We start from the raw sequence: 270 nt of genomic DNA on the forward strand, positions 1-270 counted from the left end.
GGTAAAGGTTGAGGCGTTAAACTCGTGCTCTGCATAAAGAATCAGTGAGACGTTCATTACCTTAGTATGCAGCTCGTTTGGTTTTTCACCTTTAAGCAGATGTAAGAAATGACCGCCAATCGTATCATCGTCGGTTTCAGTTTCGATGCGCACATTGTCGTGGGTAAAGCGATACCAATAGTTGATAATCGATGGGAAAACAGCAAGCATACGATCGGCTTGGTCGTTTTCTTCGTCGAAACTCATTTCAGTCTCAAGGTTACCCAGCAT

At 43.7% G+C, this 270-nt stretch carries 1 protein-coding gene; it reads right to left on the reverse strand.

From position 1 onward, the window contains the following. The coding region (locus AAEY93_RS20660) for a citrate/2-methylcitrate synthase (protein ID WP_351079550.1) at window positions 1-270 on the reverse strand (270 nt) is incomplete at both ends.

The sequence above is a fragment of the Shewanella sp. CAL98-MNA-CIBAN-0140 genome, from assembly GCF_040309905.1.
Classification (GTDB): Bacteria; Pseudomonadota; Gammaproteobacteria; order Enterobacterales; family Shewanellaceae; genus Shewanella; species Shewanella psychromarinicola.